The following is a 6,168-nucleotide window of genomic DNA, read 5'->3' as shown; positions in this document are numbered from 1 at the left end:
TCGTTGGAAATTTTGTTGATTTTTGGGGAGAGGAAAAATTTGAGATGGAATTTATGAATGGTTGATGTAAAAAGTATGTGGAATTAGATGAATATTTCTTGACTAATATTTTCTGCCAATTCAGACTGAAAAAAATCACCGAATTATCTATTTATCTAGAGTCGGAAGTTGAATATTAGTTTCTCTGTTTGTGGAGGTGAAAAATCGTTGGGAATTTTGTTGATTTTTGGGAACAGGCAAAATTTGAGATGGAATTTATGAATGGTTGATGGAAAAATTCTTGGCAGTCAGATTAATATTTCTAGATTTATATGTTCTCTCAACTCCGACAGTCAGATTTTTCTCAAATTATCTAGACTTGAAAGCTGAAGATTATTTTATCTATTTCTTTAGATGAAATTTTGCTAATTTGGGAAAGATGAAAAGTTGGATATGGAAATGCTAAATGCTTAAATAGTTGGTTGAAAAGTTTTTGGCAGTCAGATTAATATTTCTGGAGTGATATGTTCTTTCAACTCAGAGTAAAAATTTTTCTCAAATTATCTAGAGTGGGAAGCTGAAGATTATTTTCTCGCTTTGTCTCGGTGAAAAATAGTTGGAAAATTTGCTGATTTTTCGGGAACTGAAGTAGAAGGTACAGCTCACTGAAATGACTAATATGTTTTTCATACTCAGGCTAAAAAAAATTATTAAATTATCTATTTTCAAGGAGAGATAAAGAAAGAAATTCGGTATCTCAAGCTTCCTAGTAAAGTAGGATAAACTGATAACTGATAACTGATAACTTAAATAACTGATAACTTAAATAACTGATATGTTCTTCAAACCCAGACTGAAAAAATTTATCAAATTATCTGTGATAGGAAGCTTAATATTAGTTTCTATGTCTATAGATGTCAAAAAAGTTAGAAGTTTTTGTGGCTTTTTTGTAGCAAAAGTTGATGCTGAAATGTTTAATAACCGCTCACAAGTGGCGATCGCTCATAAAGATAATCAAACAACTTACAGTTTAGCTTTTGATTATAAGGGGGAACCTGAAGAATTTGCCCTAATTTTACCAGTACCAGTTGTACTAAAAAAACAAGATGTAAGAGTTATTTCACAAAAACTTTTTCAACGCTTAGATGATTTTACTGCTCCTAGGTTAGTTAAATATGATTCTTATAATGGTTATGAGGAAGACGGTGGTCTTAGAGGAGGGGGAGCTAGAGGTAAATTTCCTCGTGAAAATGTAAGAGTTATAGAAAGCTTCACTGTGGGAGAATATGATATTGTTATTTTAAGTGCAACTGAGTCTAATTCTTTGGAAAGTTGGTTAAGGGAAAATCAGTATAAAATTCCTAGAGGTGCTGCTAAATATATGCAACCCTATATTAATAAGAGACTTTTCTTTTTTGTGGTAAGAGTTAACTTAGAAGCACAAGAAGAACTAGGTTTTCAAAATTTAAGACCTCTTCAGTTTACTGTCAAGAATTATCCTCAGATTATGTTACCTTTTCAATTGGGAAAAATTAACTCAGAGGATACTCNTATAAAATTCCTAGAGGTGCTGCTAAATATATGCAACCCTATATTAATAAGAGACTTTTCTTTTTTGTGGTAAGAGTTAACTTAGAAGCACAAGAAGAACTAGGTTTTCAAAATTTAAGACCTCTTCAGTTTACTGTCAAGAATTATCCTCAGATTATGTTACCTTTTCAATTGGGAAAAATTAACTCAGAGGATACTCAGAATATTATCGTTTATTTTCTGAGTGAAACTGGTCGTGCTGAAGTTAGTAATTATGAAAATGTAATGATTCCTAGTAACTTTGATGTACCACAAACAGTAGAGCCAAAATTTGGCGAATTTTATCGAGAATTGTTTACTTCAACTATTAAAGCTACAAACAAAGAAATTGTAGTTATAGAATATGCTTGGGATACAGGTTTTTGTGACCCTTGTAATACAATACCGTTAGATTCTCAAGAGTTGAATGAATTGGGGATGAACCAGGAAAAAGCATTTATCACCAGATTACATTTACAGTATACAAAGAATACTTATAATCAGGATTTAGAATTTACTATTACCTCCGATAAAACTCTCTATCAAGGAAGATATATCTTGTTACCAATTGACTACAATAAAGGTAGGAATTATTTCGACGACAAAGTTGAAATTAAAAATCCTTCTGGTAAAGTTATTTCGGAGGTTGAACTAAAAAAAATATTTGAAAAGTTTTAGATATCAAAAGTATCTAATACTAGGTGGAAAAATTAATCTAGATTTTGATTCGATAAATCTATAGGAAAAATTTTACACATCATATACCGTGGTAGAAATTCTTGGTTTTCATCAACACAATCTCTAGATGTTTCTAACTCCTTTTCCTCTTTCAGTGGATTTACACAAATAGCAAGTTTTCCTACTCCTGGCATTAGTGAAATTACTCGATTTTTGAGACTTTCAATANGTGGAAAAATTAATCTAGATTTTGATTCGATAAATCTATAGGAAAAATTTTACACATCATATACCGTGGTAGAAATTCTTGGTTTTCATCAACACAATCTCTAGATGTTTCTAACTCCTTTTCCTCTTTCAGTGGATTTACACAAATAGCAAGTTTTCCTACTCCTGGCATTAGTGAAATTACTCGATTTTTGAGACTTTCAATATCTTGACCTAATTTATCTGCATCTGATATAGAAGGAGTAATAATGAAAAAAGTTTTGACTCCAAGTGAATCTGGGGCAAAGCCAAAACTACATTCATTTAATAAGGATTGAGTGGAAAAACTCAAAGCTTCATAAAAGCGATTAATTAGTGCTTGATAGAAAGATTCGCTAAGGGAATGATCGTCGAAAGTCCGTCTAGATAACATAATAAATTTCCTCAAGTAGTATTTTTTTCTCAGATATGTTAATTTATCTTAACATTTCTTAAAATTATATATCTATGATTATCCGATCTTCATTATCTAAATCACAAAACTATAAGATAATAATTACTAATCTAAGTGTCCTAAATCACACATAAGACTATTTTCAATTTTTCTATTTCAATTTTTGTTGTAATTCAGATAGCTTGAAACTGACTATAGTAATTCTCAGGTTTTAGTGAGATACAAAATTCTAGATTTTAGGAAACAGTGATTACTAGGAACAGGAAATAAGAAAGACAACTTTACCTAACNGAATTGATAAAAAATTTCTCCGAAAAAATTCAGATAGCTTGAAACTGACTATAGTAATTCTCAGGTTTTAGTGAGATACAAAATTCTAGATTTTAGGAAACAGTGATTACTAGGAACAGGAAATAAGAAAGACAACTTTACCTAACTATCCTAAGAAACATCATAGATATAAACAGAGATTGTGGTAATTAAGTTTTAGTTCCTACAGAATCAAGGAGCAGTAAACAGGAGAAAAATCTCAGCAATTTACAACCGTAACTTTTGTTTCATGTTCTATATTTTTTTGATGTAAGCTACAATTTCCAGCTTTTTGTAATTCAGATAGCTTGAAAGTGACTATAGTAATTCTCAGGTGTTAGTCAGGTAGAAAAATCTAGATTTTAGGAAACAGGGATTACTAGGAACAGGAAATAAGAAAGACAACTTTACTTAACTATCCTAAGAAACATCATAGATAGAAACAAAGATTGTGGTAATTAAGTTTTAGTTCCTACAGAATCAAGGAGCAGTAAACAGGAGAAAAATCTCAGCAATTTACAACCGTGATTTTTGTTTCATGTCCTATATTTTTTTGTAGCTTACGTCAAAAAAATATATCTATCTTACAATGACCAAAAAATTAGATCAATAGTCTCCCCTTAGATAGGGGATGAAAAAAATCAACTTCGGTATTTCAAGCTAAATAGTGCAGTTAGAGATACTGATAACTGATAACTGATAACTGATAACTGATAACTGAAATGGCCACACTAACCACCAAGAATTATCAAAAATTATAAGTTTAATTGCTCAAGATTCAAATGGGAGTGTATCAGATATTAATGTTTTTTCTCATGACAAAAGGCTATTATCTGTAAAAGTTGAAAATATTAAACATAACAATGGAACCTACTCTTGAAAAACTCAAAAGTAAATTTGACAAAGCTTTAGTTGCTGCCTTTGGTCAAAATTTAGCAGGCACAGATCCAATAGTCGTTCCTGCAAGTAATCCCAAATTTGGAGATTATCAATGTAATGTAGCGATGTCTTTAGCCAAGAAATTAAAGGATAAACCAAGGGCGATCGCTACTCAAATTATCGACAATCTTGACATTACCGACTTTTGTCTTTCACCAGAAATTGCTGGACCTGGCTTTATCAATATTAGTCTTAAACCAGAATATATCGAAACCTGCCTAGAGGCAATAATTAAAGATAAAAGGCTGAATATTTCCCCGGCTAAAAATCCCCAGCGAGTTGTGATAGATTTTTCTAGTCCTAATATTGCTAAAGAAATGCACGTTGGACATTTAAGGTCAACAATTATCGGAGATTCTTTGGCAAGGGTATTAGAATTTCAGGGACATGATGTACTAAGGCTAAATCATGTAGGAGACTGGGGTACTCAGTTTGGAATGTTAATTACTTATTTACGGGAAGCTTTTCCGGAAGCTTTAAAGACTGCTGATGTTTTAGATATAGGAGATTTAGTTGCTTTTTATAAGCAGTCAAAAAAACGGTTTGATGAGGATGAAAATTTTAAGGAAAAGTCTAGAAAAGAAGTAGTAAGTTTACAAGCAGGTGCTGAGGATAGTAATTATGCTTGGCAACTTTTATGTAATCAATCTCGACGGGAATTTAAAGTTATTTATGACTTACTTGATATTAAGTTAAATGAGCGGGGAGAGTCTTTTTATAATTCTATGTTGTCTGGGATTGTGGAGGGGTTAAATAAGTTAGGTTTATTAGAGGAAAATGATGGTGCTCAATGTGTATTTTTGGAGGGATTTACTAATAAGGAAGGTGAGCCTTTACCTTTAATTGTACAGAAGTCGGATGGTGGTTATAATTATGCGACAACTGATTTAGCTGCCTTAGTTCATAGAATTGAAAAAGAGGAAGCAAACCGATTAATTTATGTTACTGATTCTGGTCAAGCTAATCATTTTGCTCAAGTTTGGCAGGTGGCAAAAAAGGCTGATTGGATACCAGAAAATGTAGAGGTTGTTCATGTTCCTTTTGGTTTAGTTTTGGGAGAAGATGGGAAAAAATTAAAGACTCGTTCTGGAGAAACTGTGAGGTTAAGAGATTTATTAGATGAGTCTATAAATAAGGCGAGAAATGATTTGGAAAAAAGGTTAAAAGAGGAAAATCGTTCTGAGAGTGAGGAGTTTATTGAAAATGCTGCTCGGGTTGTTGGTTTAAGTGCGGTTAAATATGCAGATTTGAGTCAAAATCGGAATAGTAATTATGTTTTTAGTTTCGATAAGATGTTAGCTTTGCAGGGTAATACTGCTCCTTATTTGTTATACGCTTATGTGCGGGTTCAAGGAATTGCTCGGAAGGGAGAAATTAATTTTGAAATGTTGAGAAAGGATGGCAAAATTATTTTGCAGGATGAGCAAGAGTTGGTTTTAGGAAAACATCTATTACAGTTGAATGAAGTATTGAATATTGTGTCTGTTGAATTGTTGCCTAATCGTCTTTGTGAATATTTATATGAGTTGAGTGAAAAGTTTAATAAGTTCTTTGAAAATTGTCCGGTTTTAAAGTCGGAAGAACCTTTGCGTACTTCTCGCTTATTGTTATGTGATGTAACGGCAAGAACTTTAAAATTAGGTTTGTCTTTATTGGGAATTTCTGTTTTGGAAAGAATGTGATTTGTACCTGAATTTAATTTTTTTGTGTCTTTCTCTAGATGAATAATTTTATTTAGCAAACTGAGAAAATTTGAATTTTTTAAGCAGTTCTTAGATAGACATAATTTAGTATGTAGGCACGCAAAAACTTAAGAGAAAAAAGAAAACCTTTTCATCTCGGAGTTTCAAAGGAATAGTATTGACAAATTATTTGACTTTTAGGAGTTTTTAGGATTAGACGAGCAAAGCTTTGGATAATTGATAATTGATAATTGATAATTGATAATTGATAATTGATAATTGATAATTGATAATTGATAATTGATAATTGATAATTGATAATTGATAATTGATAATTGATAATTGATAATT

General features: G+C 31.5%; 3 protein-coding genes and 1 pseudogene. 3 read left to right on the top strand and 1 reads right to left on the bottom strand.

Annotated features, from left to right (window positions below):
* Window positions 1–814: 814 nt before the first annotated feature.
* A pseudogene (locus AFK68_RS45265) lies at window positions 815–1,529 on the top strand (DUF2330 domain-containing protein); the annotation flags it as partial.
* Between the two features lies 1 nt (window position 1,530).
* Window positions 1,531–2,226: DUF2330 domain-containing protein (locus AFK68_RS15005; RefSeq protein ID WP_143437890.1), on the top strand; the 696-nt coding region annotated here is incomplete at its 5' end.
* A gap of 238 nt (window positions 2,227–2,464) precedes the next feature.
* Here the strand turns inward: AFK68_RS15005 and AFK68_RS15000 are convergent.
* The gene (locus tag AFK68_RS15000) at window positions 2,465–2,866 is read right to left on the bottom strand and encodes a hypothetical protein (protein ID WP_094673496.1); all 402 of its coding nucleotides are present in this window, start codon (window positions 2,864–2,866) and stop codon (window positions 2,465–2,467) included.
* Between the two features lie 1,193 nt (window positions 2,867–4,059).
* Between AFK68_RS15000 and argS the strand changes: the two genes are divergently transcribed.
* Window positions 4,060–5,817 (top strand): arginine--tRNA ligase, encoded by a 1,758-nt coding sequence (gene argS / locus AFK68_RS14995; protein WP_094673495.1) that lies wholly within the window; start codon window positions 4,060–4,062, stop codon window positions 5,815–5,817.
* Window positions 5,818–6,168: the final 351 nt, after the last annotated feature.

The organism is Hydrocoleum sp. CS-953, assembly GCF_002260545.1.
Lineage (GTDB): Bacteria > Cyanobacteriota > Cyanobacteriia > Cyanobacteriales > Microcoleaceae > Trichodesmium.
This window is presented reverse-complemented; position numbering and strand designations above follow the sequence as displayed.

What these genes read in the sequence shown, in the direction of transcription:
- AFK68_RS15000 (WP_094673496.1), bottom strand. Translation starts at nt 2,866, where the DNA reads ATGTTATCTAGACGGACTTTCGACGATCATTCCCTTAGCGAATCTTTC.
- argS (WP_094673495.1), top strand. Translation starts at nt 4,060, where the DNA reads ATGGAACCTACTCTTGAAAAACTCAAAAGTAAATTTGACAAAGCTTTA.